Source organism: Flavobacterium sp. N2270 (assembly GCF_025947225.1).
Taxonomy (GTDB): domain Bacteria; phylum Bacteroidota; class Bacteroidia; order Flavobacteriales; family Flavobacteriaceae; genus Flavobacterium.
Map to the genome: position 1 here is coordinate 2,256,013 of NZ_CP110005.1, position 26,697 is coordinate 2,282,709.

The 26,697-nt window shown below is 29.8% G+C and carries 24 protein-coding genes; 16 read left to right on the top strand and 8 right to left on the bottom strand.

Annotated features, from left to right (window positions below):
• Positions 1–136: 136 nt before the first annotated feature.
• Entirely contained in the window at positions 137–2,920 is a 2,784-nt protein-coding gene (locus OLM55_RS10575) for a T9SS type A sorting domain-containing protein (RefSeq protein ID WP_264558872.1), read from the bottom strand.
• Between the two features lie 149 nt (positions 2,921–3,069).
• Here OLM55_RS10575 and OLM55_RS10580 point away from each other — a divergent pair, with 149 nt between their 5' ends.
• From OLM55_RS10580 to OLM55_RS10610, 7 genes are all read left to right on the top strand, one after another.
• A complete protein-coding gene (locus OLM55_RS10580; RefSeq protein WP_264558873.1) occupies positions 3,070–3,828 on the top strand; it encodes a Rossmann-like and DUF2520 domain-containing protein in 759 nt (252 codons plus the stop codon).
• Positions 3,812–4,339 carry a KdsC family phosphatase gene (locus tag OLM55_RS10585; RefSeq protein WP_264558874.1) on the top strand — a complete coding sequence of 176 codons (528 nt, stop codon included), beginning with the start codon at positions 3,812–3,814 and terminating at the stop codon, positions 4,337–4,339. Before OLM55_RS10580 ends, OLM55_RS10585 begins: the two co-directional genes overlap by 17 nt.
• 101 nt (positions 4,340–4,440) lie before the next feature.
• Positions 4,441–5,361 carry a geranylgeranylglycerol-phosphate geranylgeranyltransferase gene (locus tag OLM55_RS10590; RefSeq protein WP_264558875.1) on the top strand — a complete coding sequence of 307 codons (921 nt, stop codon included), beginning with the start codon at positions 4,441–4,443 and terminating at the stop codon, positions 5,359–5,361.
• Positions 5,354–5,935, top strand: a complete 582-nt coding sequence (locus OLM55_RS10595; RefSeq protein WP_264558876.1) for a Maf-like protein — start codon at positions 5,354–5,356, stop codon at positions 5,933–5,935. Before OLM55_RS10590 ends, OLM55_RS10595 begins: the two co-directional genes overlap by 8 nt.
• Complete coding sequence (locus OLM55_RS10600) at positions 5,928–6,464, top strand: mechanosensitive ion channel family protein (RefSeq protein ID WP_264558877.1); 537 nt, start codon at positions 5,928–5,930, stop codon at positions 6,462–6,464. Before OLM55_RS10595 ends, OLM55_RS10600 begins: the two co-directional genes overlap by 8 nt.
• 87 nt (positions 6,465–6,551) lie before the next feature.
• Positions 6,552–8,996 carry a PIG-L family deacetylase gene (locus OLM55_RS10605; RefSeq protein WP_264558878.1) on the top strand — a complete coding sequence of 815 codons (2,445 nt, stop codon included), beginning with the start codon at positions 6,552–6,554 and terminating at the stop codon, positions 8,994–8,996.
• A 111-nt stretch (positions 8,997–9,107) separates the two neighbouring features.
• A complete protein-coding gene (locus tag OLM55_RS10610) occupies positions 9,108–10,793 on the top strand; it encodes a sodium:solute symporter (RefSeq protein ID WP_264558879.1) in 1,686 nt (561 codons plus the stop codon).
• 81 nt (positions 10,794–10,874) lie between these two features.
• On the opposite strand, the gene dnaK is transcribed toward OLM55_RS10610, so the two are convergent.
• Positions 10,875–12,761 carry a molecular chaperone DnaK gene (dnaK, locus tag OLM55_RS10615; protein WP_264558880.1) on the bottom strand — a complete coding sequence of 629 codons (1,887 nt, stop codon included), beginning with the start codon at positions 12,759–12,761 and terminating at the stop codon, positions 10,875–10,877.
• Between the two features lie 250 nt (positions 12,762–13,011).
• On the opposite strand from dnaK, the gene OLM55_RS10620 reads away from it, so the two are divergent.
• Complete coding sequence (locus OLM55_RS10620) at positions 13,012–14,433, top strand: L-serine ammonia-lyase (protein ID WP_264558881.1); 1,422 nt, start codon at positions 13,012–13,014, stop codon at positions 14,431–14,433.
• On the opposite strand, the gene OLM55_RS10625 is transcribed toward OLM55_RS10620, so the two are convergent.
• The 3 genes from OLM55_RS10625 to nhaD form a co-directional block, all read right to left on the bottom strand.
• Positions 14,430–14,903 (bottom strand): hypothetical protein, encoded by a 474-nt coding sequence (locus OLM55_RS10625; RefSeq protein WP_264558882.1) that lies wholly within the window; start codon positions 14,901–14,903, stop codon positions 14,430–14,432. The two genes, OLM55_RS10620 and OLM55_RS10625, sit on opposite strands and share 4 nt — an antisense overlap.
• A gap of 20 nt (positions 14,904–14,923) precedes the next feature.
• A complete protein-coding gene (locus tag OLM55_RS10630; protein ID WP_264558883.1) occupies positions 14,924–15,358 on the bottom strand; it encodes a nuclear transport factor 2 family protein in 435 nt (144 codons plus the stop codon).
• Positions 15,359–15,452: 94 nt separating this feature from the next.
• Positions 15,453–16,739, bottom strand: coding sequence for a sodium:proton antiporter NhaD (gene nhaD, locus OLM55_RS10635; RefSeq protein ID WP_264558884.1), 1,287 nt, complete (start codon positions 16,737–16,739; stop codon positions 15,453–15,455).
• 103 nt (positions 16,740–16,842) lie between these two features.
• Between nhaD and panB the strand changes: the two genes are divergently transcribed.
• From panB to OLM55_RS10665, 6 genes are read left to right on the top strand one after another with little or no spacing between them, the layout of a single operon-like run.
• Complete coding sequence (gene panB / locus OLM55_RS10640; RefSeq protein ID WP_264558885.1) at positions 16,843–17,661, top strand: 3-methyl-2-oxobutanoate hydroxymethyltransferase; 819 nt, start codon at positions 16,843–16,845, stop codon at positions 17,659–17,661.
• Positions 17,662–17,702: 41 nt separating this feature from the next.
• Positions 17,703–18,056, top strand: a complete 354-nt coding sequence (locus OLM55_RS10645) for a four helix bundle protein (RefSeq protein ID WP_264558886.1) — start codon at positions 17,703–17,705, stop codon at positions 18,054–18,056.
• Between the two features lie 26 nt (positions 18,057–18,082).
• On the top strand, positions 18,083–18,772 hold the full coding sequence (locus OLM55_RS10650) for an RluA family pseudouridine synthase (RefSeq protein WP_264558887.1): 690 nt from the start codon (positions 18,083–18,085) through the stop codon (positions 18,770–18,772).
• A gap of 5 nt (positions 18,773–18,777) precedes the next feature.
• Positions 18,778–19,563: a hypothetical protein gene (locus tag OLM55_RS10655; protein ID WP_264558888.1), complete on the top strand. Its 786-nt coding sequence runs from the start codon at positions 18,778–18,780 to the stop codon at positions 19,561–19,563.
• Between the two features lie 3 nt (positions 19,564–19,566).
• Positions 19,567–20,925: a DUF5723 family protein gene (locus OLM55_RS10660; RefSeq protein WP_264558889.1), complete on the top strand. Its 1,359-nt coding sequence runs from the start codon at positions 19,567–19,569 to the stop codon at positions 20,923–20,925.
• A gap of 25 nt (positions 20,926–20,950) precedes the next feature.
• Positions 20,951–21,808 carry a neutral zinc metallopeptidase gene (locus tag OLM55_RS10665; protein WP_264558890.1) on the top strand — a complete coding sequence of 286 codons (858 nt, stop codon included), beginning with the start codon at positions 20,951–20,953 and terminating at the stop codon, positions 21,806–21,808.
• 54 nt (positions 21,809–21,862) lie between these two features.
• Here the strand turns inward: OLM55_RS10665 and OLM55_RS10670 are convergent, their stop codons facing one another.
• From OLM55_RS10670 to OLM55_RS10680, 3 genes are all read right to left on the bottom strand, one after another.
• Positions 21,863–23,152 carry a DEAD/DEAH box helicase gene (locus tag OLM55_RS10670; protein WP_264558891.1) on the bottom strand — a complete coding sequence of 430 codons (1,290 nt, stop codon included), beginning with the start codon at positions 23,150–23,152 and terminating at the stop codon, positions 21,863–21,865.
• A gap of 196 nt (positions 23,153–23,348) precedes the next feature.
• Positions 23,349–24,386 carry an RluA family pseudouridine synthase gene (locus tag OLM55_RS10675; protein WP_264558892.1) on the bottom strand — a complete coding sequence of 346 codons (1,038 nt, stop codon included), beginning with the start codon at positions 24,384–24,386 and terminating at the stop codon, positions 23,349–23,351.
• The gene (locus OLM55_RS10680; RefSeq protein ID WP_264558893.1) at positions 24,376–25,017 is read right to left on the bottom strand and encodes a PASTA domain-containing protein; all 642 of its coding nucleotides are present in this window, start codon (positions 25,015–25,017) and stop codon (positions 24,376–24,378) included. Before OLM55_RS10680 ends, OLM55_RS10675 begins: the two co-directional genes overlap by 11 nt.
• 94 nt (positions 25,018–25,111) lie before the next feature.
• Between OLM55_RS10680 and OLM55_RS10685 the strand changes: the two genes are divergently transcribed.
• Positions 25,112–26,080 (top strand): D-alanine--D-alanine ligase, encoded by a 969-nt coding sequence (locus OLM55_RS10685; RefSeq protein WP_264558894.1) that lies wholly within the window; start codon positions 25,112–25,114, stop codon positions 26,078–26,080.
• A 5-nt stretch (positions 26,081–26,085) separates the two neighbouring features.
• Positions 26,086–26,691 carry a hypothetical protein gene (locus OLM55_RS10690; protein WP_264558895.1) on the top strand — a complete coding sequence of 202 codons (606 nt, stop codon included), beginning with the start codon at positions 26,086–26,088 and terminating at the stop codon, positions 26,689–26,691.
• Positions 26,692–26,697: the final 6 nt, after the last annotated feature.

Consider the following 26,697-nt stretch of genomic DNA (forward strand, 5'->3'; position numbering starts at 1 on the left):
AGTCGCAGTATAAAAAAACTCCAAAATGAAATTTTGGAGTTTTTTTATTTAGATTTCATTTCGACGCAAGGAGAAATCACATCATGGATGTAGCTAATGTGATTTCTCCTTCGTCGAAATGACAAATTCACTTTAACTACTCTTTCACAAACTTATTATTTGAAGTTCCATTACTTGTATTTACTTTAACAAAATAAGTTCCTGTTTTTAGGTTTGAAACATCAATTGCATTAGAACTATTTGGAACTGCTAAAACAACTTGACCTAAAAGGTTATAAATCTCAATTGATTGAATTTCTAAACTATTTTTAGATTGAATATTCAAAACATCTTTTGCAGGGTTTGGGTATAGAATAAACTCTGAACCAAATTCGAAATTTTGAGTACTTAAAGCTGCTATTGTATTAACAGGCAGTCTATGATTGCTTTCAACTCCATTAATAGTTTGTGTAACATAATAAGTCATACCGTTAACAAGTAAAGTATTGTTAGGCAAAATACTATTCATTTCATTTGAGTTTCTTTCCATAGAATTGAATGCACATTCGCTTTGAGTACTGTACCATTGTAAATTTTGACCATTTATAATTAAATCTGCTAATGTTTGACCCTGCGTAAATAACTGATTTAATTCGCCAGTTGGTGTAGGTGTTAAAGTTAGTCCAGGCACACTTAATCTAATAATATTATTTCTATTTGTTTCATAAATTTTAAAAAAACTACCAACAAGAATAATATTTTCACAATTCTGTGACATTATTGAGGTTGTTTCATAAATATTATTTGGTATCGAAACTGAAGATGTTTGAATTCCATTTGAATCATTTATTTTATATAATAATGTATTTGTATATTGACCAACATCAGTTGTACTCGTAACTGTTCTTTCATTAGATAAAATAATATATTTAGAACTATTACTTGTTTCTATTTGATTAAAACTTGAATCAAAAGTCCAATCGTTATTATATCTAAAAAGTAAATAAGGTAACGAATTTGAACTAGAATAAATTTTACCATTAATATTTTTAGTTTTGAAAATTGGAATATTTAATGTTAAATTATTCATAGGAAGGGTTGTTCCTGTTGCATCTAATGTTACCAAGTACTTGCCATTAATACTATTATTAAAGCTAAGTAAGGTTTTATTATCATCCAACAATTCAATATTCATAGGTTGATAATTAAAAATTGGAGATGTAAAAGAAACATCTAAAGATCCATCAGAGTTATATCTATTAACTTTATATTGATTCCCGCTACCACTATTAAAAATTACGCTTGCAATAATTTTATTTTCATCATTTACTTTAAACCTTAAAACGTTATCATAAAAATTAAAGCCTAAATCAAGCCCTCCATCGGAATTAAATTTAATAATCCTTCTAACAGCCTGATTAGGAATTTGAAAATTTCCTGAGATATAAATATTTCCATCATAATTCTTTCTAGTTTGAATATTAAATTGATCATTTAAATTGATAGAATTATAATCAATTGGAGAAAAATCAAAATTAAAAGTAGTATCAAGCTCTCCATTTTCAAATAGTCTGATCATTTTTTTTACTGGAATATCATTATACGTTGTAAAACCACCATTCAATAATATTTTATTATCTGGCAACATTAACCCGTATATTTTTGAGGCTACCCCACCTGTTTCTAAAGAACCAGTGATATTACTATAAAAAATATTATTTGGCCCATAGCTTGGGTTAAATGTAACGTCCAAACTACCATCAATAGCATTTAATCTATGATATCCAATTCTTGTAACTCCAGATACATTCTTGTAATTACCTACAACCAACAGTTTATTATTTTGTAAGAACATCTTTCCTTCTTCCGTTAAGAAAATATTTCCATCATTAAATGTTGAGTCAATAATCCCTGAAGTATTAATTTTTTTTATAGAACCAGATACTTTAAAATATATGCTACCATCAGGGCTCAAAAGTAATCTTTCTGGATAAATTCCGCTAGGATTAGAAAAAAACAAATTAAATGACGGATCAACAGTTCCGTTTGAATTAAATCTAACAATATACCTTCTGTAAACACTTCCAGAAGAATACAAGCTAGTTCCAGATGTTACTATTTTTCCGTCAGGCAAAACAATTATGTCATTTAATGGACCATTAATATCTAACCCTGTTGATAAACCAAATGAATTATAAACTGTATTAACATTAAAAGATGTATCTAAAGTTCCATCAGGAAACAATCTAGCAATCATTCCTTTTGAAACACCATTATAATAAGAAAAGCTTCCACCTATAATATATTTTCCATCTGGTTGTAAAGCAAAAGCAGTTGTACCTCCTGCAAAACCAGATCCAATAACAAATGTAGTATCAACTGATCCATTGCTGTTTAATCTAACAATATTATTGTATGGTAATCCATTAACTTGATTGAAACCCCCTAAAATTAAAATTTTACCATCATTAAGGAACTGTATTTTAGATATACTTCCTGCCCCCCCATTCCTTGATAAAATTGGAACATTAAATGTAGCGTCCATTATACCATTATTATTATAACTTTTTAATTCTGTGCTATTACCACTGACATTATTATTTACAGTAATAAAATTTCCTTGATTAGGATTTGCAAAAAAACTCTTTACCAAATAATCAAGATTTACTTTTGTAAACGAATTATCTACACTTCCATCATTATTTAAACGATATATACAACGCTCTAAAGCAGATGGGCCATCTAAAAAAAAGGGACTACGAGTACCAATCCCTTCTGATGTAAGTATTTTTCCATTATTTAATATAGTTCCATACAATCCAATAAATTGATTATATATTCCATTATCAGTTGGATTAAACGTATTATCAATTGTATATGTTTGCCCATAATTCACATTAAATGAGGCAATAATAATTAGAATAAAATATAATTTTTTCATTTGTAAGAAGATTTTTGTAAAGAAAAAAAAAAAAAAATGATTACAAAGAAATTATTTACAAATATTTTCTTAATTAATTAAACCTGACTGGTTTCAGAAACCAGTCAGGTTTTTATTAAATTAAAATTAAAATTCACTATTTTAGCCACATGATTAAAGTAGTCATTATTGGTAGCGGAAATGTAGCACAACACTTAATTAAAGTGATGCAAATTGCTGCAAATGTGAATTTGGTTCAGGTTTTTGCTCGTAATAAAGAAAGTGTGCTTCATTTAATTACTGAAGACAAAATAACGTCTGATTACAATGCAATTAAAGAAGCAGATGTTTACATTATTTCGGTTTCTGATAATGCCATTGCAGAAGTAGCCGAAAATTTACCTTTTCAAAATCGTTTAGTGGTACATACATCTGGAACTTCTGAGCTTTCTGTTTTAGATGCTAAAAATAGAAAAGGTGTTTTTTATCCGCTTCAAACGTTTAGTAAATCTAAAGAAATTGACTTCACTTCTATTCCCATTTGTTTAGAAGCGGAAAATGGGGAAGATTTTAAAACATTACAAAGTTTATCTCAAAATATTTCAGAGAAAGTATTTGCTATTTCTTCAGAACAGCGTAAAAGCCTTCATGTTGCAGCCGTTTTTGTCTGTAATTTTGTGAATCACATGTACACTATTGGAAACCAAATTTGTGAAGAACATAATGTTCCATTTGAAGTGTTACAACCTTTAATTATGGAAACAGCACAAAAAATAAGTACTTTAAAACCAGAAGACGCACAAACGGGTCCTGCTTTACGAAACGATACCAAAACAATTAACAAGCATCTTGAATTTTTACAAAATTTAGATTACCAAGAGCTTTATAAACTATTAACACAATCGATACAAAATGTCAAAAAGCTATAAAGAATTAATGAACAACATTACTACATTTATTTTAGATGTAGACGGAGTTTTAACCGATGGAACCATACACGTAACTGGAACGGGAGAAATGCTTCGGCATATGAATATTCGTGATGGTTATGCAATGAAAGCCGCTGTAGAAAATGGTTATACCGTTTGTATTATTTCTGGCGGAAGCAACGAAGGTGTTCGTGTTCGTCTTAGAAATTTAGGAATTACCGATATTCATCTTGGTGTTCCAAATAAAGTAGAAACATTTCAAGAATTTATAGATGTTTACAATATTAAACCAGAACAAGTGTTATACATGGGTGATGATATTCCCGATTTTCATGTAATGAAATTAGTAGGTTTACCCACTTGCCCGCAAAACGCAGCTCCAGAAATTAAAGAAATTAGTACTTATATTTCGCATATCGATGGCGGAAAAGGTTGTGTAAGAGATGTTATAGAACAAGTAATGAAAGTACAAGGAAAATGGATGTCGCATTTTGATGCAAAGTATGATTAAAGAATAATTAGGAATTCTAAATTAGGAATTATGTGACTAACGTATTTCCAAATTAAACAAATAAACAAATCCACAATTAAACAGATTAACAATCTCAACTAATGAAAATAATTAAACTTATACGCATACAAAACCTATTGATGATTGCTTTTATGCAAATCATTTTCAGGTATGGTTTTTTAAAAAAAATTACAGAAAACTATTTATCATTAAGTGATTTTCAATTTGCACTTTTAGTATTATCGACTGTTTGTATTGCAGCAGCGGGTTATATTATCAATAATATTTTAGATCAAGAGAATGATGCAATTGCAAAACCAAAGTCGAGAATTGTAGGTGTTTCTATTTCAGAAGCAATGGCGTATAATTTATATGTAGTATTCAATTTAATTGGTGTTGGAATTGGGTTTTATCTTTCAAATATCATTGGAAAACCAAGTTTTGCTACCATTTTCATCTTAATTGCTGCTTTATTATACATTTATTCAACAAGTTTAAAACATATTGTTCTAGTTGGAAATGTTGTAGTTTCAGTCATTTTATCATTAAGTTTATTAATACTTGGAATGTTCGACTTGTTTCCGGCAATTCACGATGGAAATCAGGAACAAATGAGTGGAGTATTTCGTATTTTGCTTGACTATGCCATATTTGCCTTTATCATTAACTTGATTAGAGAAATGGTTAAAGATTTAGAAGATATGGATGGCGATAAAGCTTCAGGAGTTAATTCATTAGCTATTCTTTTAGGAATTAATAAAACAACAAAAATACTTTTTGTACTTACTATAGCTTCGATTGGTTTATTTCTTTATTATTTAAACCAAAATTTATTGCAATTTGATTATGTTTTATATTATGCATTGCTTTTAATTATTGGACCACTACTCTATTTTGTAATTAAAATTATTTCAGCTAAAACGAAAAAAGAATTTCATCATTTAAGTACCGTTTTAAAAGTGATTTTATTTTTCGGAATTATTTCTATTTTAGTCGTAAATTATTGTTTGACAAATGCTTAGAACAAAATTAAAACATAAAAACATCATATTAGCTTCGGGTTCACCCAGAAGACAACAGTATTTCAAAGAATTGGATCTTGATTTTACTATTCAATTAAAAGAAGTTGAGGAAGTCTATCCTAATCATTTAAATGCTGAAGAAATTACCAACTTTCTATCCGAATTAAAAGCTGCAGCTTTTGAACATTTAAATGAAAATGACATTCTAATTACGAGCGACACCATTGTTTGGCATGAAGGAAAAGCATTAGGTAAACCAAAAGATTATCAAGATGCGTTTGAAATGCTACAGTCAATGTCAAATAAAACACATGAAGTAATTACTTCTGTTTGCTTTAAAACAAATGCAAAAACAGAAACAATATTTGAAGTTACTAAAGTCACTTTCAAAGCAATTTCAGATGAAGCAATTACTTATTATTTAGACAATTACAAGCCTTTTGATAAGGCTGGTTCTTACGGAATTCAAGAATGGATTGGTTTAGTTGCCATTTCAAAAATTGAAGGTTCTTATGCAAATGTTGTAGGAATGCCAGTTGACAAAGTATATGATAAATTAATTGAATATGTTTAAATTAATTGAAAATCAGTATTTACACGAAGAGATATTAACTTTTAGTATAATATTATTGGCATTTATTTTAAAAACAATAATCGCTAAATCAATTAGAAAATATGCTTCTTTACATGAAACCATTGAACATAGAACCAATTTGGTAATAAAATACATAAACATACTTCTGGGAATTTTAACATTCTTATCCATTATTATAATTTGGGGAGTTAAAAAAGATCAAATATTTTTATTTGTTTCCTCTATTTTTACTGTTGTAGGAGTTGCAGCATTTGCACAATGGTCAATTCTAAGTAATATTACTGCAGGTGTAATATTGTTTTTTTCATATCCATTTAAAATTGGTGATGTTATAGAAATTCACGATAAAGATTTTCCTGTAAAAGGAGAAATTGAAGACATCAAAGCTTTTTATATATTATTAAAAACAACAGAAGGTGAATTAATTACTTATCCAAATAATTTGTTAATGCAAAAAGGAATTTCTGTTGTTAAAACAGAAAGAAGTTTTCATGAATTTACAGATTAACAATCATTCACTAAAAAAATGTTAAAAAGGAAGGGGAAAAAGCTTCCTTTTTTTTATTTCCTTATTTTTGAAAATAATAAAAAAAATATGATTAAAAATATTACTCTAACTCTACTCTTATTTATTGCATTTAATGGCTTTTCTCAAACTCCAAAAAAGTTAAATTCAAACGAAATATACCACCAAATTGAAAAACTTAATTTTCTTGGTAAAGTACTATACGTTGCTGCACATCCTGATGATGAAAACACTAAGTTAATTTCTTATTTTTCTAATTATTATCATGCGGAAACGGCTTATTTATCTTTAACAAGAGGAGATGGCGGACAAAATTTAATTGGTAATGAATTAAGAGAGAAATTAGGGGCAATTCGAACTCAAGAATTATTAGCTGCCAGAAGAATTGACGGTGGAAAACAATTTTTTACGAGAGCCAATGATTTTGGTTATTCTAAAGAACCAAATGAAACGTTTACCATTTGGAACAAACAAGAAGTTTTAGAAGACGTAATTCAAACTATTGAAACTTTTCAACCCGATATTATCATCAATCGATTTAATCACAGAACTCCGGGAACAACTCACGGACATCATACTGCATCTGCAATTTTAAGTCTAGAAGCTTATGAAGTATTAAAAACAAAACCTAAAAGAGTTTTCTTCAACACCTCATGGTGGTTTTACGGAAGTCAAGAAAAATTTGACAAAGCCGACAAATCTAAATTACTTGCTATAGATGCCAATGTTTATTTTGCTTCAAAAGGATTAAGTAATTATGAAATTGCAGCTTTAAGCAGAAGTCAGCATAAATGTCAAGGTTTTGGAACAACAGGTTCTCGCGGTAGTGAAACCGAATATTTAGAACTTTTAAAAGGCGAAATGCCAACTTCTGGAAATATTTTTGAAGGAATTGATACTTCTTGGAATCGTGTTGAAGGTGGAAAAGAAATTGGAGCCATTTTGAATAAAGTGCAAGAAAATTTCAATTTTAATAATCCATCTGTTCATATTCCTGAGCTTATAAAAGCATATCGATTAATTTCAAATTTAAAAGACAATCATTGGAAAACAATCAAACAAAATCAAATATTAGCAATTATAGAAGCTTGTAGCGGGTTATACTTGGAAGCGGTTAGTAATCAAGAATCGGTTACCAAATCAGAAAATTTTTCCATAAATATTGAAGCTACAAATAGAAGTAATACTCAAGTAAAATTAATTTCAGTAAATGTATTTAATACGAATGAAATTGTAAAAAATGAAAGTATAAAAAACAATACCAACTTTAGTTTTTCTATTGATAAAGTAAATGTTCCAAGCAATTATGATTACTCCAATTTATTTTGGCTAAAGGAAAAAGCAACTGTAGGAATGTACTCTGTGAGCAATAAATCCATTCGTATTTTGCCTCAAGAAGAATTACAATATCCCGTTATTTTTAAACTAGAAATTGAAGGAGAAATTATAGAATTTGTAAAAAAATTAGACTACAAAAAGAACATGCCTGAAAACGGTGAAACATTCATGCCTTTTACAATTTTACCAGAAGTAACTACTGAAGCGCTGAATAAAGTTGCTATTTTTAATTCGAATCAACCTAAAGCATTTAAAGTAAAAATTAAAGCTCACAAAGATAATGTATCTGGTTTTGTAACACTTCAAGCGGATGACAATTGGACTATTTTACCAAAACAAATTCCGTTTACAATAACTACTAAAAACGAAGAGCAAACGGTTGTTTTTACGATTACACCTTCTGAAAAAGAAATCACTTCAACGTTGAATATTATTGCAAATAGTAACAGTAAAGAGTTTACAAAAGAATTAGTTCAAATTGATTATGCTCATATTCCAAAGCAAACAATTCTTGAAAAATCAGAAGCAAAAATCGTTCGTTTAAACATTCAAACCAAAGGAAAAAACATTGGTTATTTAATGGGTGCTGGTGATGAAGTTGGTAAAAATTTAGAAAATTTAGATTTTAATATTACCTATTTAGATCCAAATGAATTAACCCTAGAAAATTTACAAAAATTTGATGCTGTTATTCTTGGAATTAGAGCTTTTAATGTTGTTGAAGAATTGAAATACAAGAACAAAGTTTTATTTGATTATGTTGAAAATGGTGGAAATTTAATTGTTCAATACAATACTACTAATAATTTAGTTACCAATGAATTAGCCCCTTTTGAATTAAAACTTTCAAGAGATAGAGTTACCAATGAAAATGCGCCTGTTACTTTTTTAAGCAAAAATCATCAAGTATTAAATAAACCTAATAAAATCACTATTGAAGATTTTAAAAATTGGGTACAAGAACAAGGTTTATATTATCCATCCGATTGGAGTAACGAATTTATTCCTATTTTAGCTTCTCATGATGATGGAGAATCTAATAAAAAAGGAGCCTTACTTATTGCAAAATATGGTAAAGGAAATTATATTTATACAGGTTTAAGCTTTTTTAGAGAACTTCCAGAAGGAGTTAGTGGAGCTTATCGTCTTTTGGCAAACATAATCGCATTAGAATAAAAAAATATGGAAAAACAAAAACATCAATGGAAGAAAAGCTATAGTTTAGTTTTACTCTTAAATGCATTATACATTTTATTTTTTTATTTATTAATGGAAATTTTCTCATAAATGGAATATTTAGATTGGATCGTTTTATCATCTACCCTACTTTTTATTGTAATCTATGGAGCTTATAAAACTAAAGGAAGTGCTAATGTAAAAGATTATATCTTAGACAATAACGAAACACCTTGGCATACAGTAGGAATTTCTGTAATGGCAACTCAAGCCAGTGCCATTACATTTTTATCTACTCCTGGTCAGGCATATCATGACGGAATGGGATTTGTTCAGTTTTATTTTGGATTGCCACTAGCAATGGTTGTAATCGCTTATACATTTATTCCCATTTACCACAAGTTAAAAGTATATACTGCTTATGAATACTTAGAACAACGATTTGATGTTAAAACACGTTCATTAGCAGCTATTTTATTTCTTATTCAACGAGGTTTAGGAACTGGTTTAACTATTTATGCGCCATCAATTATACTATCGGCATTATTAGGATGGAATTTAACCTTATTAAACGTTGTTATAGGATTATTGGTTATTGTTTACACGGTTACCGGTGGAACAAAAGCAGTAAACATGACGCAAAAACAGCAAATGTTTGTCATTATTAGTGGAATGTTCATTACCTTTTTTCTAATTCTAAATTACCTTCCACCTGAATTAGATTTTACAACTGCGTTGCATATTGCTGGAGCGAATGGTAAAATGAACATCTTAGATTTTTCTTATAATCCAGAAACACGTTATACATTTTGGAGCGGAATTACAGGAGGATTTTTCTTAATGCTTTCTTATTTTGGAACTGATCAATCTCAAGTTGGTCGCTATTTATCTGGAAAATCAATCAAAGAAAGCCAAATGGGATTAATCATGAATGGTTTTCTAAAAGTTCCAATGCAATTTTTCATTTTATTAACTGGAGTTTTAGTTTTTGTTTTTTTTCAATTCAATAGCACGCCACTTCATTTTAATCCAACAAATGTTACCAAAATAAATAACTCAGAATATAAAGAATCGTATCAAGCACTAGAGAAAAAATTAGAAGTAATAAATGAAGAAAAAAAAGTAGTCAATCAAATTTATATTGAACAATTCAAATACAATGAGTTTGATAATCCAACTTTAAAAAAACAAATAGTTGTTTTAAATCAGAAAGAAAAAGAATTAAGAGAAGATGCTAAAGAGTTAATTAGTAAAGTTGATAGTAGTTCAGAAACTAACGATAAAGATTATGTTTTTCTGTACTTTATTATTAACTATTTACCAAAAGGATTACTCGGACTTTTATTAGCTGTAATTTTTAGTGCAGCAATGTCGTCAAGTGCTTCGGGTTTAAACTCATTAGCAGCCACAACCACAATTGATATTTACAAACGAAATAATGATACAAAGTCTGATAAGCATTATGTATATGCTACTCAATTTTTTACTTTATTTTGGGGATTAGTTGCTATTGGTTTTGCGTGTATAAGTTCGCTATTTGAAAACCTAATTCAACTAGTTAATATTATTGGTTCTATCTTTTACGGGACTGTTTTAGGAATATTCTTAGTTGGATTTTACATCAAATATGTAAAAGGAAAAGCAATATTTATAGCCGCTTGTGTTAGTCAACTTACTATATTTTTTATTTTCTACCTAGATATTGTAAGTTTCTTATGGTTGAACTTTATTGGGGCTTTATTGACAATTATTTTATCATTAAGTATTCAAAAAATATTGAATAAACAAAATACATAAACATAGAAGCTAAAAAACTTTAAGAAATAAAAAAAACCGAATCAGAAATGATTCGGTTTTTTACTATTTGTAAGTTGTAAATTATTTTACTTCTTCAAAATCAACATCTTGTGTTTGATCTCCAGTTGCATCACCTTGTGGTTGTGCATCTTGAGCTTGTCCTTGCTCACCTTGAGCATACATAGCTTCAGTTGCAGTTTTCCAAGCAGCGTTTATGTTTGCTAGAGCAGTATCAATAGCTGGTAAATCTTGAGATTCGTGAGCCATTTTTAATTCTGTTAAAGCATATTCGATAGCTGTTTTGTGTTCATCAGATAATTTCTCACCTAATTCTTTCAATTGGCTTTCAGTTTGAAAAACCATTGCATCCGCTTCGTTTAATTTCTCAACTCTTTCTTTTGCCGCTTTATCAGCATCAGCATTAGCTTCAGCATCTTTTTTCATTCTTTCAATTTCTTCAGCTGTTAAACCAGAAGAAGCTTCGATACGAATATCGTGAGATTTTCCAGTTCCTTTATCAGTAGCAGAAACTTTAATGATTCCGTTTGCATCAATATCGAAAGTTACTTCAATTTGAGGAACACCTCTTGGTGCTGGTGGAATACCATCTAAGTTAAAACGACCTATTGTTTTATTATCTGCAGCCATTGCTCTTGCTCCTTGTAAAACGTGTAATTCAACTGTTGGTTGATTATCCGCAGCAGTAGAGAATATTTGCGATTTTTTTGTTGGAATAGTTGTGTTAGACTCAATTAATGTAGTCATAACTCCACCCATTGTTTCAATTCCTAAAGATAAAGGTGTAACGTCTAATAACAATACATCTTTTACATCTCCAGATAAAACTCCACCTTGAATAGCTGCACCAATTGCAACAACTTCATCAGGATTTACTCCTTTTGATGCTTTTTTACCAAAGAATTTTTCAACTTGTTCTTGGATAACTGGGATACGAGTAGAACCACCAACTAAAATAACTTCATCAATATCAGATGTAGATAAACCTGCATCTTTTAATGCTTTAGCAACTGGCTCCATAGAACGTTTTACTAAAGCAGCAGCTAATTGTTCAAATTTAGCTCTAGTTAATGTTTGTACTAAGTGTTTTGGTCCTGTAGCAGTAGCAGTAACATATGGCAAGTTAATTTCTGTTTGAGCAGAAGAAGATAATTCAATCTTCGCTTTCTCAGCAGCTTCTTTTAAACGTTGTAATGCCATTGGATCTTGACGTAAATCAATTCCTTCAGCAGAATTAAATTCAGTTGCTAACCAGTCAATAATAACTTGGTCAAAATCATCTCCACCTAAGTGAGTATCTCCATTAGTAGATAATACTTCGAAAACTCCATCTCCTAATTCAAGGATAGAAATATCAAATGTACCACCACCTAAATCGTAAACTGCAATTTTTTGATCAGTTCCTTGTTTGTCTAATCCATAAGCTAATGCCGCAGCAGTAGGCTCATTGATAATACGCATAACTTCTAAACCAGCAATTTGACCTGCTTCTTTAGTAGCTTGACGTTGTGCATCGTTAAAATAAGCTGGAACAGTAATAACCGCTTGAGTTACTGTAGTTCCTAAATAATCTTCAGCAGTTTTCTTCATTTTTTGAAGCGTCATAGCTGACAATTCTTGTGGAGTGTATAATCTTCCGTCAATATCAACACGTGGTGTGTCGTTATCTCCTTTTACTACTTTGTAAGCAACAGTAGATGCTTCTTTAGCACTTTCTGAAAATTTGTTCCCCATAAAACGCTTCACTGAAGCAATCGTTTTTGTAGGATTGGTAACCGCTTGTCTTTTTGCAGGATCTCCAACTTTGATTTCTCCTCCTTCAACAAATGCAATTACTGACGGTGTAGTTCTTTTACCTTCCGCATTTGCAATTACAACAGGTTCTCCACCTTCCATAACTGAAACACAAGAATTGGTTGTACCTAAATCGATTCCAATAATTTTACTCATAACTTTACTCTTAATTTATTTGTGTTTTTTAATTTCGTTTTAAAAACTTGATAGTCATAAGTCAAGTATTATGCCAAGCGTAATTGTACCTAAAAATTGTCAGTTTTAAATAGAAATATATGACAAGATGACATTTTTAAGGTTATAAGCATAATTACTTTTGGGTATTTGGTCACAGAAATAACTATTAAACTTTTATACTTTGCATCTATCATACTAAAAGCTATCTTTGTAAGAATAAACAATAGTTATGGAATGTATTTCGGTTTTTGATATGCTTAAAATTGGGGTTGGACCTTCAAGTTCTCACACATTAGGACCTTGGCGTGGTGCTGAACGTTTTTTAGGCGAATTACGTAATGAAAATTTAATTGACTCAATTAATAGAGTTAAAGTAGATTTATATGGTTCGTTGTCATTGACAGGAAAAGGACATGCTACTGATTTAGCTGTTATGTTAGGACTAAGTGGTGCTGACCCTGAATATATTCCGGTTGAAAGCATTGATATTATCATTACTGCCATAAAAAATAAAAAAGAACTTTTTTTAGGGAATGAAATTATTATTCCATTTGATTTTGAAACTGATATCGTATTTAACAGAGAGTTTTTACCTTTTCATTCTAATGGAATAAAATTTACAGCTTACACAGATACTAGAGAAATTGAAGTTGTATATTATTCAATTGGTGGAGGTTTTGTTGTAAAAGAAGAAAGAGTAAATTCTGCGAAGAATGAAGAAATAAAATGTTCATTTCCTTTTCCTACTGAAAATGGTGCCGACTTACTAAGGTATTGTAATGCTGAAAACAAAAAAGTTTGGGAAATTGTTTATGAGAATGAAAAGTCAATGCGCAGTGAAGAAGAAATTCATAACGAATTGATGCGCATTTGGGATACCATGCTAGAATGTATGTATATAGGTTGTCATACCGAAGGAACTTTACCTGGTGGACTAAATGTTCGTCGTAGAGCTTATGACATGCATAAAAACTTAATTGGTGTTTTACCTTATGATAGTCCGTATTCTTGGATGCAAATTATTCGTCAGACTGAAGTCAAATTCAGACAAATATTAAAATGGGTGAGTTGCTTTGCTTTATCTGTAAACGAAGTAAATGCTTCTTTGGGTAGAGTTGTAACTGCACCTACAAATGGAAGTGCAGGTGTTATTCCAGCCGTTTTAATGTATTATTTAGTTATTGAAAACCACAAAGCTGGTGAACAAGAAATAAAACAATTTTTAATGACCGCAGGTGAAATAGGAAGTATCTTTAAAAAAGGAGCTACCATTAGTGCAGCTATGGGCGGATGCCAAGCTGAAATTGGTGTTTCTAGTGCAATGGCAGCCGCAGCTTTATGTGAAGCTATGGGCGGAACTCCAGAACAAGTAACTGTTGCAGCAGAAATTGCTATGGAACATCATTTAGGATTAACGTGTGACCCTATTGGTGGATTAGTACAAGTCCCTTGTATTGAACGTAATACTATGGGTGCAATTAAAGCTATTAATGCGGCCGAACTTGCTTTAGAAACCGATTCTAAAAATGTAAAAGTTCCCTTAGACAAAGTAGTGAATACGATGTGGGAAACCGCAAAAGACATGAACACAAAGTATAAAGAAACTTCTGAAGGAGGTTTAGCTATTGGAGTTAACTTGGCGGATTGTTAATTTATTAAATTTTTAATATTTATTTCTTCTAAAAGAATCGAACTTGAATTAAAATTTTCATCATATTCAGAGGCAAATAATAATTGTTTATTTTCAAAATAATATTTTAAATTTTTAGATTTTTCTTTCAATTTTCGTTTTTGAAAAATAATTTTAAAATCTACAAAAATTAGCTGTTTGTTATCATAATAATAAACATATTTTCTATATACATGATTAAAATTTTCTGAAAAGGTAATTCTTATTGGAATATTTAAATCATTGTAAAGTACATAAACTTCCCAACCTCCATTTTTCTTAAACATTTTTTTAGAAATTATTTCACCTTCAGTAATACTTTCTTTTAAAATATGTTGTTTATTTTCAATAAAATTAACAATAGAATCTATACTATTCTTTTTAGAGCCAAAACCTTGTTGCCCATAAAAAGAATAAGATAAAAGAAATAAAAATAGAATATATTTTTTCATATTTAAAATATTTCTTCGACTTACTTCCTCCTAGTATCAATAATATGAATAATTTGCCAAGTATCTTTTTCTTTAAATAACGTAAAAGAATTTACACCACTATGGCTTAGCTTTCCGTTTACATAAAACTCATAAGGAGTCCAAACATGAGCAAGTGGACCGTCTATTTGAATTTTATAATCCAGTAATTTTTCAAACAACACCACATTTTCTGGAATAGAGACAATAGACTTCATAAAGTCTTGAAAGTTTTCAAGAATAAGTTTATTATTTTGCTCTTTATCTTTTCCTATAGTTTGCATATTTATAGTTGCATGACACACTTTTTTAAATTGTAATGTGTCGCGTTTATGTAAACCCACAAAAAAATCATCAACAGCTTGCTTCACTTCTACTTCTTGTGAAAAAACAGAGGTAAAACTTATAAGTAAAAGAAAAACTATAAACTTCTTCATAATGCGAACTTTTAAAAATATCATTCATTAAAGGTAAAACTCATATATCTTAATGAGATTCCTCCTTCTTCGGAATGACAATTAAGTGACTAAATTAAAATATAAGTAATTCTAAAGCTAAATATGTTACAATTCCGGCAATATATCCAGCAACAGCTAAAGGTGTTATTGTTTTTAAATACCACATGAATGTCATTTTTTCTTTCTCCATAACTGCAATACCAGATGCAGAACCAATAATTAACATACTTCCTCCTGTTCCTGCACAAAGCGCAATCATTTCCCAAAGTTGATTATCCATTGGAAAATCTTGTAAACTAAACATTCCTTGAGTAGCAGCTACTAAACTTCCGTTATCTACTAATGAAGATAGAAAACCTATGGCAACAATCATAGTATTTCTATTGGGTAATGTTTCTTCTAAGAAGGAAGCCAATTGAGTTAAAATATGAACCTCTTGCAAAGCAAAAACCATTAATAAAATTCCCATGAAATATAAAATTGAACTAACATCTACTTTAGATAAGGCTGTAGCAATTGAAAAACTATCTTTTTCTTCTTGAGTCTTATTTCTATGATAAATTATAGATACTAAGGAAACCATACTTAACGAAACTAAAATTCCAATAAATGGCGGTAATCCAGTAATTGATTTAATTATTGGAACCAATATTAAACCTATAACTCCAGCAATAAACACACTTAAACTTCCACGCATTTTTTCTTCTTTTTTAGCTTCGGCCATAGAAATTTGTGCGCGTAAAACAGCAAAACCTCTCATTTTAAAACTTGCTAAAACTAAAGGTACTAAAATACACATAACAGAAGGTAAAAATAATTTGGTAGCAATTCCTACTGCACTTACTTGTCCTCCTATCCAAAGTAATGTAGTAGTAACGTCACCTATCGGGCTAAAAGCACCACCAGCGTTTGAAGCAATAACCACTACTCCAGCTAAAATCATTCTAATTTTTCCTTTCGGCAATATCTTTCGTAATAAAGTAACCATTATTATGGCTGTAGCTAAATTATCTAAGAATGCCGATAAAATAAAAGTAATCCCTCCTATTATCCATAATAATTTTAAAACAGACTTAGTTCTAATTCTATGCGTAATTACCGAAAAACCTTTATGTAAATCAATTAGTTCCACAATAGTCATTGCACCTAATAAAAAAATTAAAAGTCCAGCTATTTCTCCAAAATAGTTTGTAAGTTTCTCAGAAATTTCATGTGAACCTTCATTATTAAATATAGCAATTACGATCCAGCATAATGACCCAGTTAATATTGCAGAAATTGTTTTGTTTATTCGCATTGGCGATTCTAAAACAACAATAAAATACCCTAAAATGGCAATGGTAAGTAGTATAGTAATCATTAGGTTAAAGTTTAATCAAATGTATAGAATAAATCATTTCAAAATAAAAAAATAGGAAAGAAAATATCATTTTATACCTTTGCGTTTCAAATACTAGAAAAACATGTCTGTAGCAAAAAAAGATTACAAAAGAATTACTACTAAAACATTAGTAGAAATGAAAGAAAACGGAGAGAAAATCTCGATGTTAACAGCTTACGATTATACAATGGCTAAAATTGTAGATTCGGCAGGTATTGATGTAATTTTAGTTGGTGATTCGGCAAGTAATGTAATGGCGGGTCATGAAACTACTTTGCCCATTACTTTAGATCAAATGATATATCACGCTTCATCAGTAGTTAGAGCTTGTGAAAGGGCTTTAGTTGTTGTTGATTTACCTTTTGGTAGTTATCAATCAGATCCAAAAGAAGCGTTACGCTCTTCTATTCGCATTATGAAAGAAAGTGGTGGACATGCAGTTAAAATGGAAGGTGGAAGCGAAATTAAAGATTCAATCAAAAGAATTTTAAATGCTGGAATACCTGTAATGGGTCACTTAGGGCTTACTCCTCAATCTATTTATAAATTTGGAACATATACTGTAAGAGCTAAGGAAGACGAAGAAGCAAATAAATTAATTGAAGACGCAAAAATGCTTGAAAGAGTGGGTTGTTTTGCTTTGGTATTAGAAAAAATTCCAGCTCATTTAGCTAAAAAAGTTGCTGAAAGTATTTCTATTCCAGTTATTGGAATTGGTGCAGGAAATGGTGTTGACGGTCAAGTATTAGTTTTACATGATATGATAGGAATGACACATGAATTTAGTCCAAGATTTTTAAGAAGATACATGAATTTATATGAAGAAATGACAGCTGCAATTGGTCAATATGTGGCTGATGTTAAGTCAGTTGATTTTCCAAATGAGAATGAGCAATATTAATTTGGAAATTTTAGACTTGTAGATTTTTAGAAAAAAATATTATGCATCAATTCAAAGAATTAATTATTTGGCAGAAAAGCAGACTATTTTGTTCTGAAATATATTCTATAACATCTTCTTTCCCAGAAAGTGAAAAATTTGGCATCACAAATCAATTAAGAAGAGCATCAGTTTCAATTCCATCAAATATCGCTGAAGGTTCCTCGAGAAAATCTAATAAAGACTTTTCAAGATTTCTTGAAATTGCAATTGGTTCAGCTTATGAAATAGAAACTCAACTATTAATTTCAAAAGATTTAGGCTTCTTAAAAACTCATGAGTTAGAAAATTTGGTAATTCAATTAGAAGAAATAATCAAAATGACATCTAAATTTAAATCTAGTCTAAAACTCTAATTTTCTAATTAGTCTAAACTAACTAAATGAAAATCCTCTCAACAAAAGATAACTTACAAGTTTTACATGAAGATAATCACATTATTGTGGTCAATAAACGTGTAGGCGATATTGTGCAAGGTGATAAAACAGGTGACAAACCATTATCTGATGTTGTTAAAGAATATCTTAAAGATAAATATAATAAACCTGGTGAAGTTTTTTTAGGCGTTATACATCGTTTAGACAGACCAACAACTGGTATTGTTGTTTTTGCCAAAACGAGTAAAGCATTAACTCGTTTAAATGAATCTTTTAAAAATAGAGAAACTAAGAAAATGTATTGGGCAATTGTAAAAAAAATGCCTCCAAAAGACAAAGATATTTTGGTACATTTTTTAAAACGTAATCCTAAAAACAATACTTCAAAAGCACATACTAAAGAAGTTCCTGAAAGTAAAAAAGCAAGTTTAGATTATACTGTGTTTAAAAAACTAGATAATTATTATGCTTTAGAAATAAACCTACATACAGGAAGACATCATCAAATTAGAGCGCAACTTAATGCTATGGGGTGCCCAATAAAAGGCGATTTAAAATATGGTTTTGACAGAAGTAATAAAGATGGTGGTATTCATTTACACGCAAGAACTTTAGAATTTATTCACCCAGTTACAAAAGAAATTATTAAATTAACAGCTTCAACTCCAATAGATCCAATTTGGAATAATTTATAACAAACATGAATTCAACAAAAGAAAATAAGATTAATGTAATTATTGAAGAGAAAATCAATAGTGGATATACAATTGATTTAGGTACTATTATTGATAGTAGTTTAGAAACTTTCAAAAAAATTGTTTGGATTGCTGGACTTGGCTATTTTTTAGTTTTTTCGCTATTAACTATTATAGCACTAATCGCTGTAAACCAATTTGTAGATCCAGAGCAACTTAGAGAGTTTACTGAATTAATACAAGACCCAACATATCTTGAAAATCATCCAAATATTTATTTATATAATTTTATTGCAATAGTAGGAATAGGAATCATTTTTGCTCCTTTAAATGCCGGTTTCTTACATCTATGCCGTTTGGCTCATTACAATAAAACAATTTCAATTTCAGATTTATTTATTTACTATTCTAGTAAAAAAGCTATTGATCTAATTATTGGAACATTAATTGTTTCATTAATATCTTTTATAATAAGTATGGGCTTAGAACTGGCAAACCTTAAATTAGTCAGCTTTGTGGTCTCAATTTCAATATCACTATTTACATTTTTATTTATTCCGTTAATCATATTTGCCAACCAAAATTTTTCTCAAGCATTATCAAAAAGTATTAAGTTAGTTGTAAAATCTCCATTTACTATATTGGGTGCTATGATAATTGGAATTCTTTTTGCTTTAGCTGGTTTAATAGCATTATGTATTGGAATTTTATTTACAATATCTTTTATGTATTGCATTCAGTTTAATCTCTATGAAAAGATTATAGGTTTTGAAGATGAACTAACAAATTAAAATATGAAAAAAATATTCTGTTTAAGTATTGCTCTAATAAGCTTTTATGCTAATGCACAAGAACATTTTTCTGGAATTAATATTTCCAAAAGAATTGGAATTTTAAATGCAACTATTAACCCTGCTGAATTAAACAATTTGTCTACTTCATACGAGGTTAATGTATTTAATTTTAGTACAAATGTTTCTAATAATAAAATTAGTTTTCAAGAATTATTAAAAGGTGAAGATATTGAGAATAAATTTTTCACAGGTTCAGAACCAGCAAACTTTAGATTAGATGCTGTAATACAAGGTCCTTCATTTGCAATGAAATACAAAAAATGGGGCTTTTTAATAAACTCAGCTGCAAATATTAAAGCAAATGCAATAGATGTCGATGTTAATTTTGGAGATGCAGTTACAAATTCATTCTTAGGAACCGCACAAATAAATTCAAATTACAATCAAAGATTAAATGCTGTTACTTGGGGAGAAATAGGTTTTGGAGCCTCTAGAACATTGTTTGAAAATGATTTGCATAAATTTAATGCTGGAGCTACTTTTAAACTATTATTCCCAGGATCTTATATGAATTTAGGTGTAGATCATTTAACAGGTGATGTAACTAATATTGCAGGAAACGTAGAATTGAGTAACGCAAATGCAAATGTAAACATTTCTTATTCAGGGAGTTTAGCTGATAATTATACAGATAGTTCAAATTATAGTCAATTATTTGCAGGCGGTTTAAATGGTTTTGGTGTAGATTTTGGATTCAATTACCAATTGAAAGAAAAAATCGCTGACAACACAGATGATTCTTCAAAAAACAAATCGGGTTATCGATTAAATGCTGGGCTTTCAGTTCGTAATATTGGATCAATGAAGTTTAAATCTGATAATAATGTTTCTAATAATTATAATTTAGAAATTCAAGGTTTTGAGAGTTTAAACCTAAATCAATTTGATGGTTCAGAAAGTATTACTGAAATTGAAGATGTATTAATTAGCAGTGGTTATTTAACTAAAACTAGTTCAACTAAAGATTTTAAAATTAATTTACCAACAGTAATTAATGCTTATGCAGATTACCATATTTATAATAAATGGTATGTTTCTGGTTATATACAACAAAAAGTATCAGATGATTCTGAAAATGATTTTACTACAATTCAAAACATTTACACTTTAACTCCAAGGTTTTCAGGTAAAAACTATGAAATCTATTTACCATTTTCACAAAATGAAGTTTCAGATTTCACGACGGGCTTAGGTTTTAGATTAGGTGGTTTTTTCATGGGTTCAGGTTCTATTGTAACAGCATTAATAAACGATTCAACACAAGCAGATTTATATTTAGGATTTAGATTTGCTCTTTAAAAAATACTAACAAAAATTATTTACTATGAAATGGAAAGGTAGAAGACAAAGTGATAATGTAGAAGACAGAAGAGGAATGTCTACCAAAGGCAAAGCAATTGCTGGTGGTGGATTACTTGGAATTGTAATTCTTTTACTAAATGCTTTTGGTGGCGAAAACGCTAAAATGCTAACTCCAGTATTAGAACAATTAAATCAAGGTCAACAAACAGAACAAGTTCAAGAAAGACAATTAACTGCCGAAGAAATGGAACTTGGTGATTTTGCAAAAACGGTTTTTGCAGATACTGAAGACATTTGGAACAAAATTTATGCTGAAAATAATTTAGGAGACTATGAAGAACCAGGAATGGTTCTATTTTCAGGATCTGTTCAAACTGCATGTGGTGGAGCATCGTCAGCTTCAGGACCATTTTATTGCCCTGCCGATAAAAAAGTGTACATGGACTTAACTTTTTTTGAAGAATTACGAACTCGTTTTGGAGCTAAAGGCGGTGATTTTGCAATTGCTTATGTAATTGCTCATGAAGTTGGACATCACGTTCAAACTTTAATGGGAACATCGGGAAAAGTAAGACAATTGCAACAACAAAAAAGTAAGGTTGAAGGGAATAGGCTTTCTGTTTGTTTAGAACTTCAAGCTGATTTCTATGCAGGTCTTTGGGCACATTATAATAAAAAGTATTTAGAAAGTGGAGATATTGAAGAAGCATTAAGCGCTGCTCACGCAGTTGGGGATGACGCTATCCAAAGTAAAATGCAAGGTCATGTTGTACCCGATTCATTTACACATGGAACTTCTGAACAAAGAATGAAATGGTTTATGAAAGGATATAATAGCGGAGATATTAGACAACATGATACTTTTTCTGAAGAACTTTAAAAAAGTAAAAACACAAAAAAGGTCTGAAACTTATTCAGACCTTTTTTAATGTAATTATCTTCTTTTATTTGTAAAAACTCTTTTCTTTTCCGTTGAATTTTCTTTTGAAGATGAATTTGAGTTCGTTTTTGCTTTAGAAGCTTCTCTTTGTTTTTGTTTTCTAAACTCACGCGCTTCTTGTTGTCTGTTAATTGGTTTAGTAGATGCGTTTGGATCGGGTTCAAAACCTTCAACAATTTCAACTGGTAATTTTAAACCAACTAATTTTTCAATTGCAAGTAAAAACGAAGTTTCATCAGCACTTACTAATGAAATTGCTTCACCACTAGCTCCTGCTCTACCTGTTCTACCAATCCTGTGAACATAGTCTTCAGAAATATTTGGTAAATCAAAATTAATAACATGTGGTAATAATGGAATATCTAATCCACGTGCTGCAATATCAGTTGCTACCATAACACTTACCGTTCCTTTTTTAAAACCTTCTAATGCTTTTGTACGTGCACCTTGACTTTTGTTTCCGTGAATTGCAGCAGCAGTAATCCCCGCTTTTTCAAAACTTTCACAAAGTCTGTTTGCACCATGTTTTGTTCCTGTGAAAACTAAAACTTGTTTCCAGTTTCCTTCTGAAATTAATTTTATAGCTAATCCTGTTTTCTTTTCTCTAGCAACACGATATACTTTTTGACTAATGGCATCAACTGTAGAATTTTCTGGAGTTGCATCAACTTGAACCGGATTATTTAAAATTCCGTGAGCTAATTTCTTAATATCTTTTGAAAAAGTTGCTGAAAACATCAAATTTTGACGTTTAGCTGGTATCAATTTCATTACTTTTTGGATATCACGAAGGAAACCCATATCTAACATTCTATCAGCTTCGTCTAAAACGAAAATTTCAACTTTGTTTAATGATAAATGACCTTGTGCTTGTAAGTCTAATAAACGACCTGGAGTGGCTATTAAAACATCTACTCCATTTTTTAATGTTGCAATTTGTGGATTTTGATTTACTCCTCCAAAAATAACAGCACTTCGTAAATTTAAGAATTCTCCATATTCACGAACGTTATCATAAATTTGAGCGGCTAATTCTCTTGTTGGTGTTAATATCAATGAACGAACTGGTCTATTTCTTAAAGGTGCTTCTTGCGATAATAATTGTAATATAGGAAGTGTAAATCCAGCCGTTTTTCCTGTTCCTGTTTGTGCTGAAGCCAAAACATCATGACCTTCTAATACTGGTGGAATTGCTTTTTCTTGAATAGGTGAAGGAGTTTCGTATCCTTTTTTGCTAATAGCTTTTAGCAAGGCTTCAGATAAGCCTAATGATTTAAATGACATATAAATTAATTATGAATTCCCATTGTGGGCAATTAATAATGAAGTAGTAATTCTTTTTCATTATTAATGAGATGGGGTTCATATTTAATTCCATCTCTAATTATTATGCAAATGTACACTATTTTTATTTAGTGTGTTTTTATTGTAAAAAACAAATGAATTATAGTTCCTTATAATTCATTTGCTTGATTGTTATTTATTCTTCTTCAATAGTTTGTGCTTTTGAATACACACGCCATTTATCAATACATTCTTGAATATCGGCAGGAATTTCGGTATCAAAACGCATAAATTCTTTTGTAACTGGATGTTCAAATCCTAATGTTTTAGCATGCAGTGCTTGTCTTGGTAATACTTTAAAACAATTATCTACAAATTGTTTATATTTTGTAAATGTAGTTCCTTTAAGAATTAAGTTTCCGCCGTAGCGCTCATCATTAAATAGAGTATGTCCAATATATTTCATGTGCACACGTATTTGGTGTGTACGACCTGTTTCTAATTTACAAGAAACTAATGTAACATAACCTAAACGCTCTAATACTTTAAAATGCGTTACAGCTGGTTTTCCTTTGTCTCCTTCAGGATAAACGGCCATTTGCATTCTGTTGCTAATGTGACGGTCAATATTTCCTTCAATTGTACCTTCATCTTCTTCAATATTTCCCCAAACAATACCAATATATTCTCTTTCAGAAGTTTTATCGGCAAATTGTTTCGCTAAATACGTCATTGCACTTTCTGTTTTAGCCACTACTAATAAACCCGAAGTATCTTTATCTATTCTATGAACCAATCCAGGACGTTCTGAGCTGTTCATTGGTAAATTATCGAAATGAAATGCCAACGCATTTACAAGTGTTCCCGAATAATTTCCATGACCAGGATGTACAACCATTCCAGCAGGTTTATTTACAACCAGCAATTGATCATCTTCATACACAATATCTAACGGAATATCTTCAGGAGTTAGAAGGTTTTCGTAAGGCGGATGTGATAAAAGAACCCTTACAACATCATTTGCTTTTACTTTATAATTTGACTTAACTGCAATATCATTTACAAATATATTTCCTGATGTTGCCGCTTGTTGAATTTTATTTCTAGTTGCATTTTCAATCAGGTTCATTAAATATTTATCTACACGCAAAGGAGATTGTCCTTTTCCAGCTACAAAACGATGATGTTCATACAAATCATCATCAAAATCATTATCTACAGTATTATTCTCCATCTTCTACAAATTCTTCTATTTTAATATTTTCTGAATCATCTTCAGTTGTTGTTGAACCTTCAAAATTAGTTCCATCATATAATTCTTTTCCATCACCTAGTACGAAATCAATTACAGTATTCTTTTTAACTTTATCTCCTTTTTTAAGATTTTTACCTTTACTCATTATTTGTATAACGATGTCTTTAGCAATATGTGGTTTATATGTTTTCTTACCCTCTTTTAAGCCTAATGAGTTTAAATTTGCAATAATTTGTCGGTAAGTTTTATCTTTAAACTCAGGAAGAGTAACTTCATTGTATTCACCTGCATTTAATTTTACATAAATCTTTCTTCCGTCTTTTACTGTACTACCACTTTTAGGGTCTTGTTCTACAATAGAATAAGGAGGTAAATCATCTTTAAAATCAACAGTATCTAACAAAATAATTTCAAGTCCCATTTCAGCTAATTTTTCTTCAGCAATAGAAAACTGCATTTTAGATAAATCAGGAACTTCCATTTCTTCACCATGATTAGTTCTAAAACTTAAAAATTGCATTAATAAAAATGCCGAAACAACCACAATTGCAAATGCAATTGCAATTTGAATAAAAAATGTTTTACTCGTTAAAAAGTTTTTAATACTCATAATTGTAGATATTTCAGCAAATATAAGAAATCGAAAAGATTTTTAGTTTGAATAAATAATGTAATTTTGTACACATACGATTAAAAATAATTATATGAGAAACGTTGCAGTAATAATGGGTGGATATTCTAGCGAATATAAAATCTCATTAACCAGTGGTGGTGTTGTTTGTGCAAATTTAAATACTAATAAATATAATATATTTCCTGTTCATATTTTGAAAGAAAAATGGGCTTGTGTTTTAGATGGGAAAGAATATACTATTGATAAAAATGATTTTTCTGTTACCATAAATGAAACTAAAATAACTTTTGATGTTGTTTTTAATGCCATTCATGGAACACCAGGCGAAGACGGACTAATGCAAGCTTATTTTGAATTACTTGAGATTCCTCACACTTCATGCGACTATTACCAAGCTGCATTGACTTTTAACAAACGAGATTTACTTTCAGTATTAAAACCTTACGGAATTAAAACCGCTGAATCATTTTATTTGAATTTAGGCGATGAAATTAATGTTGATAAAATTCTTAATAAAGTAGGTTTACCTTGTTTTGTAAAACCTAATAAATCGGGGTCTAGTTTTGGAATTTCTAAAGTAAAAACGGCAGCAGAATTTTTACCTGCAATTGAAACGGCTTATAAAGAAGATAATGAAATTATCATTGAGAGTTTTCTAGATGGTGTTGAAGTTTCTGTTGGAGTAATTAGTTATAAAGGAAAAACTAGAGTTTTACCAATGACAGAAATTGTTTCAGAAAACGAATTCTTTGATTATGAAGCTAAATATTTAGGAAAATCTAATGAGATTACACCTGCACGTATTTCTGAAGAATTAAGACTAAAAATTGAAATAGTTTCTAAAAAAGCCTATGAAATTTTAAAAATGAAAGGGTTTTCTCGTAGTGAATTTATAATTGTAAATAACGAACCTTACATGCTTGAAATGAACACAGTTCCTGGTTTAACAAACGAAAGTATTTTACCACAACAAGCAAATGAAGCAGGCATTTCATTGTCTGAACTTTTTGAAAATGCAATTGAAGAAGCTTTAAAGTAATAAGAATGATACCAATTCTATCCGAACAAAATATTATTCAAACCGGAAAAGTTAGAAATGCAATTTGCCCTAATTGTAAACAAAAAGATTCTTTAGAATATAGGGTTTATGGTGGTGTTATTAGAATATTATTTATTCCTACTTTACCTAACAAGCGAATTACAAAAGTGTTTTGTACTGCGTGTGAAAAAGAATTTCAATTAAAAGAGTTTAATGACAGTATTAAACAAACAATTAAATATGAAAAGAGTAAAAAACCTATTAAATTTCCAATTTGGCAATTTTCTGGTATTATTATCTTAATTTCTATTTTATCTTTTGGAATTTACACAGGTATTCAAATGAATAATTTAGAAAAAGTTTACATTCTAGAACCGAAAAAAAATGATATTTATAAAGTTAATATAAACGGACAATATTCTACTTTAAAAGTAAGTAATATTACAAAAGATAGTATTTTCGTTTTATTAAATCAATTTACGTTAAATAGTTACAAAGGTCTTGATGAAATTAATATTGATGAAAATTATACAACTATAAAAAGTTTTTCACGAAAAGATATACTAACATTGTATAATGAAAACACTATTTACGAAATAATTAGAGAGTAATTTTAA

Coding starts and splice junctions, on each gene's coding strand:
- dnaK (WP_264558880.1), bottom strand. CDS start 12,761: ATGAGTAAAATTATTGGAATCGATTTAGGTACAACCAATTCTTGTGTT.
- OLM55_RS10670 (WP_264558891.1), bottom strand. CDS start 23,152: ATGTCATTTAAATCATTAGGCTTATCTGAAGCCTTGCTAAAAGCTATT.
- OLM55_RS10575 (WP_264558872.1), bottom strand. CDS start 2,920: ATGAAAAAATTATATTTTATTCTAATTATTATTGCCTCATTTAATGTG.
- nhaD (WP_264558884.1), bottom strand. CDS start 16,739: ATGATTACTATACTACTTACCATTGCCATTTTAGGGTATTTTATTGTT.
- OLM55_RS10595 (WP_264558876.1), top strand. CDS start 5,354: ATGCTTAGAACAAAATTAAAACATAAAAACATCATATTAGCTTCGGGT.
- OLM55_RS10620 (WP_264558881.1), top strand. CDS start 13,012: ATGGAATGTATTTCGGTTTTTGATATGCTTAAAATTGGGGTTGGACCT.
- OLM55_RS10645 (WP_264558886.1), top strand. CDS start 17,703: ATGCATCAATTCAAAGAATTAATTATTTGGCAGAAAAGCAGACTATTT.
- OLM55_RS10655 (WP_264558888.1), top strand. CDS start 18,778: ATGAATTCAACAAAAGAAAATAAGATTAATGTAATTATTGAAGAGAAA.
- OLM55_RS10685 (WP_264558894.1), top strand. CDS start 25,112: ATGAGAAACGTTGCAGTAATAATGGGTGGATATTCTAGCGAATATAAA.
- OLM55_RS10660 (WP_264558889.1), top strand. CDS start 19,567: ATGAAAAAAATATTCTGTTTAAGTATTGCTCTAATAAGCTTTTATGCT.
- panB (WP_264558885.1), top strand. CDS start 16,843: ATGTCTGTAGCAAAAAAAGATTACAAAAGAATTACTACTAAAACATTA.
- OLM55_RS10600 (WP_264558877.1), top strand. CDS start 5,928: ATGTTTAAATTAATTGAAAATCAGTATTTACACGAAGAGATATTAACT.
- OLM55_RS10675 (WP_264558892.1), bottom strand. CDS start 24,386: ATGGAGAATAATACTGTAGATAATGATTTTGATGATGATTTGTATGAA.
- OLM55_RS10590 (WP_264558875.1), top strand. CDS start 4,441: ATGAAAATAATTAAACTTATACGCATACAAAACCTATTGATGATTGCT.
- OLM55_RS10610 (WP_264558879.1), top strand. CDS start 9,108: ATGGAATATTTAGATTGGATCGTTTTATCATCTACCCTACTTTTTATT.
- OLM55_RS10605 (WP_264558878.1), top strand. CDS start 6,552: ATGATTAAAAATATTACTCTAACTCTACTCTTATTTATTGCATTTAAT.
- OLM55_RS10625 (WP_264558882.1), bottom strand. CDS start 14,903: ATGAAAAAATATATTCTATTTTTATTTCTTTTATCTTATTCTTTTTAT.
- OLM55_RS10580 (WP_264558873.1), top strand. CDS start 3,070: ATGATTAAAGTAGTCATTATTGGTAGCGGAAATGTAGCACAACACTTA.
- OLM55_RS10690 (WP_264558895.1), top strand. CDS start 26,086: ATGATACCAATTCTATCCGAACAAAATATTATTCAAACCGGAAAAGTT.
- OLM55_RS10665 (WP_264558890.1), top strand. CDS start 20,951: ATGAAATGGAAAGGTAGAAGACAAAGTGATAATGTAGAAGACAGAAGA.
- OLM55_RS10585 (WP_264558874.1), top strand. CDS start 3,812: ATGTCAAAAAGCTATAAAGAATTAATGAACAACATTACTACATTTATT.
- OLM55_RS10630 (WP_264558883.1), bottom strand. CDS start 15,358: ATGAAGAAGTTTATAGTTTTTCTTTTACTTATAAGTTTTACCTCTGTT.
- OLM55_RS10650 (WP_264558887.1), top strand. CDS start 18,083: ATGAAAATCCTCTCAACAAAAGATAACTTACAAGTTTTACATGAAGAT.
- OLM55_RS10680 (WP_264558893.1), bottom strand. CDS start 25,017: ATGAGTATTAAAAACTTTTTAACGAGTAAAACATTTTTTATTCAAATT.